Origin of the sequence: Candidatus Neptunochlamydia vexilliferae, assembly GCF_015356785.1 — a bacterium.
Lineage (GTDB): Bacteria > Chlamydiota > Chlamydiia > Chlamydiales > Simkaniaceae > Neptunichlamydia > Neptunichlamydia vexilliferae.
The window spans coordinates 1-3,447 of record NZ_JAAEJV010000096.1 but is presented as its reverse complement, the minus strand read 5'-3'; the positions used below and the strand labels follow the sequence as shown (position 1 = coordinate 3,447).

The 3,447-nt window shown below is 46.0% G+C and carries 5 protein-coding genes; 3 read left to right on the top strand and 2 right to left on the bottom strand.

The genetic code is table 11. From position 1 onward, the window contains the following. Nucleotides 1-6 precede the first annotated feature (6 nt). Entirely contained in the window at nucleotides 7-246 is a 240-nt protein-coding gene (locus NEPTK9_RS09790; protein ID WP_420887675.1) for a helix-turn-helix transcriptional regulator, read from the top strand. Between the two features lie 160 nt (nucleotides 247-406). On the opposite strand, the gene NEPTK9_RS09205 is transcribed toward NEPTK9_RS09790, so the two are convergent. Further along, nucleotides 407-667, bottom strand: coding sequence for a hypothetical protein (locus NEPTK9_RS09205; protein WP_194848539.1), 261 nt, complete (start codon nucleotides 665-667; stop codon nucleotides 407-409). Between the two features lie 12 nt (nucleotides 668-679). Between NEPTK9_RS09205 and NEPTK9_RS09200 the strand changes: the two genes are divergently transcribed. Both NEPTK9_RS09200 and NEPTK9_RS09195 read left to right on the top strand, forming a co-directional pair. Continuing rightward, on the top strand, nucleotides 680-1,453 hold the full coding sequence (locus NEPTK9_RS09200; RefSeq protein ID WP_194848538.1) for a ShlB/FhaC/HecB family hemolysin secretion/activation protein: 774 nt from the start codon (nucleotides 680-682) through the stop codon (nucleotides 1,451-1,453). 134 nt (nucleotides 1,454-1,587) lie between these two features. Further along, the gene (locus NEPTK9_RS09195) at nucleotides 1,588-3,180 is read left to right on the top strand and encodes an ATP-binding protein (protein ID WP_194848537.1); all 1,593 of its coding nucleotides are present in this window, start codon (nucleotides 1,588-1,590) and stop codon (nucleotides 3,178-3,180) included. 30 nt (nucleotides 3,181-3,210) lie between these two features. Here the strand turns inward: NEPTK9_RS09195 and NEPTK9_RS09785 are convergent. Then, nucleotides 3,211-3,447, bottom strand: a 237-nt coding sequence (locus NEPTK9_RS09785) for a hypothetical protein (protein ID WP_228547033.1), incomplete at its 5' end; no start/stop codon positions are given.

Sequence of the window (3,447 nt, the reverse complement as noted above, 5' to 3'; positions counted from 1 at the left end):
GTTTGGGTGCTCATGCTGGCTCGCCTTGGTTATATTGGATACGAAACCAACCATTTATGCATATTTAAAAATTTAAGTCACGACTTTGCAGGGATCCTGGATACTGCCCTCCGTCTTGCGAAGTTCTTTGGAACTTCCGCTGAATTTTGGCTAAACCTTCAATCAGATTATGACTTAAAGACCACGATGAAAAAGAGTGGCAAGAAAATCGAGCGAGAAGTATTGACCCAACATGAAGCAGCTTAGGAGCTGGGCAAAAATAACTCATGCATTTCTGGTGCCATAGCGCTTTAGCTGCGCGGCGCAAATCCGCAGGAAGCTTATTAGCTTTCAAGGAGTTGCAACAAAGTAGATGAAGATGTTATGGTTGCAGAAATGTATAAGTTATTTTTGCCCAGCTCCTTAGTTAGGGAACAAAAGAGTAAGGAGACTCGGCGGCGATGTCGGGGTTTTCCGAAGAGACAGCCCAAAGGTGGGTATGTCCTGGGGTGAGAAGGGCGCGTAATTTTTCCTCATCGATCAGTAGAGAGACCGCCTCTCCATCGACCTTTTTCTCAAAAGGAATGAGGTGGGTCACGCGGGGGGTAGCGCTCATATCAATCGCAAGAAGATCGAGCTTGGTGTAGTAGGTAGGGCTATGGAGGCTTAGAACAACTTTTCCATCCACTTTTTGGCCACGGTGAGCGCCCGCTATAACGTTCCCCTAAACATCACGCAGTATCTCGAGCATGAGATTGCAGTGGGCGCCGACTTTAAACGGACCAACAACACCTTTGAATTTGAAGAAGACTTCCCCCTCCTCGGAAGCCCCGTTAACTTGACCCAGCTTGTTGTCGGTTACGCCGGAAACTACAATAGAAGTAGCTACCGTCTCGACTTTGATGGTGATCTTTACTGGTCACCCGGTAACCTTTTTACCGATCAGTCAGACGCTGTCTATGACTCACTTCGTCCCGATGCCAAAAACCACTGGGTCTACTTCCGCGGATCGTTTGTTTACTTGCAACGCCTTCCCAAGTCTTTCTCCTTATCCCTCCTTGCTAGAGGGCAAATCGCAAGCCAAAACCTCCTTCCTAGCGAGCAGTTTGGCCTTGGGGGATACAGCACCGTTCGCGGCTATGACCAGCGAGAGGTGAACAAGGATGGAGCTATCCTCCTGAGTGGAGAAGCAAGAAGTCCCGCCTTCCGCGTCCTTAAAAACATCAAGTCGCAGTGGAAAGTGGATGATGCAATGCAGTTCCTTATTTTCCTTGATTATGGATGGGGAAGTGATCACAACGCCCTTCCCGGTGAGCGGAAAACCGACTACCTACTTGGGAAAGGACCTGGTGTTCGCTACACCATTGAGCCCTACCTAACCGCCCGCCTTGACTGGGGAATTAAGCTCCACAAGAAGGCCGACTTTGGTGGAGGGAACACGATGGTCCACTTCAACGTCACCGCCAGTTATTAACCTAAGTTTCCGGTTTATGGGGCTGCTGGCACGGGCAAAAACCAATTTTTGAGTTAGCTCTGTATAGACATTGACTGTTGAATGTTTCTCTAAGATCTCTTAAAATAGGGGCAAATGGGGTAAAAATTGATCGAATGAAAAAGTTACCAATCGGCATTCAAAGCATCACTAAAATCCTTTCAAAAGGGGACTATCTCTACGTCGATAAAACCCCGTTTGCAAAGAAACTATTGGATGAAGATGCCCCCTACTATTTTATGTCTCGCCCTCGAAGGTTTGGCAAGTCTTTGTTTTTAAACACACTGGAAGAAATCTTTAAAGGAAACAAAGAGTTATTCAAAACGTGCGAGATTTATAAAAGCGACTACGACTGGCAAAAATATCCTGTCCTTTATCTGGATTTCTCAAAAATAGCAAACGAAACCCCTGATGAGCTTCGAACCGCTTTGCGAGTCAGGCTCGAAATTATCGCTAGAAAGCACAATATCTCTATCATCACAACCGATATCCAAGTTGCACTCGATACGTTGATTGTTGGGTTATCGGAGAAGTATAAAAGCAAGGTTGCAGTCTTAATCGATGAGTATGACAAGCCGATTATCGATCGCTTGGGGGACCTCGCTACCGCTAGAAAAAATAGAGACATCTTGAAGGGGTTTTTCGGGACTTTAAAAGGGCTAGATGCTGAGCTCCGTTTTATATTTGTGACTGGCATCAGTAAGTTTTCCCGGGTTTCCCTTTTCTCGTCCCTTAACAATTTAAAAGATATTACAATGGATCCCAGGTATGCAGATATGATGGGGTACACAGAAGAGGAGTTGAAAGACTCTTTTGCTGAACATATTGAATCGATCGTTTCTGAGCGCCAAAACACATCGAGGGAAAAAGTCTTAGAAGAGGTGCGTAAATGGTATAACGGATATCGCTTTTCGAAAAGCGAGGCCTGTGTCTACAACCCCTTCTCTACACTTAACTTTATGGATGAAAAAGAGCCTGCCGGATATTGGTATAGCACAGGAACCCCATCGTTTTTGGTCAGCCAACTCAAAAAACACCCCCAATCGATGGTTTCACTCGATGGAACAACAGCTAGGGGAGAGGAGCTGATGGATATCAGCTCACTCGAACAGATCGACTTAAAGGCCCTGATGTATCAATCGGGATATTTTACCATTAAAGACTACAATCCACTCTCAAAACGGTATAACCTAGGACTTCCTAACGAAGAGGTCCGAACGGCCTTCATGCACTCTTTGATCAAACACTTTACGAAAACCACCGACGTTCGGTCCTCGGAAAAGTTCGTAAAAGCGCTTGAAAGGCATCAAATAGGGATTGTCTTCGATCATATTAAGACGGGATTTGCAAGTTTTGCTTATCAAGTCTTTGCAGGGGCCAAGGAACGGACCTATCAAGCCATGCTCCTCGCCATGCTTCATGGGATGGGGTTTGATCCCTTATCAGAAAGAGCGACAAACACCGGGCGGATCGATGTGATGCTTGAGATGCCCAAAACCACTTACATCCTCGAGCTCAAGCTCGATGGTTCTGCTGAAAAAGCGCTTCAACAAATCCATCAAAAGGGTTACTTTAACCCCTATACCCATAAAGGGAAAGACCTTGCCATTATAGGAGCCAACTTCTCCTCCGAAACCCGCAACGTTTCCGAGTGGAAAGGAGAGCTCCTTTCTGAATCTGGAGAAAGGCTCAAAGACCTCTTAAACTGAATTTTGATCAGGACACCTGCAAAGTCTAAGTCATATCCCTGCCAACCTGGTAAGTGTACGGAGAGGATTAACTAAGTAACCTATTGCCTGCATAGGCAAGCTTTTCTGATATTTTCTCTTCTTTCGATCAGCCTCAGGAGGAAACATGACCCTCATTGCATTCAGACTGAGGTTTCTCAGTGCACCAAGAATTCCACCCTTTTGGCGACTGTTACTGTACTGGTGGTCTTCAAGCCAACTCCGATCCTTGACGTGGTGCAGACCATT

Excerpts from the sequence above, each read along its gene's own strand:
- NEPTK9_RS09195 (WP_194848537.1), top strand. The coding sequence starts at position 1,588 with ATGAAAAAGTTACCAATCGGCATTCAAAGCATCACTAAAATCCTTTCA.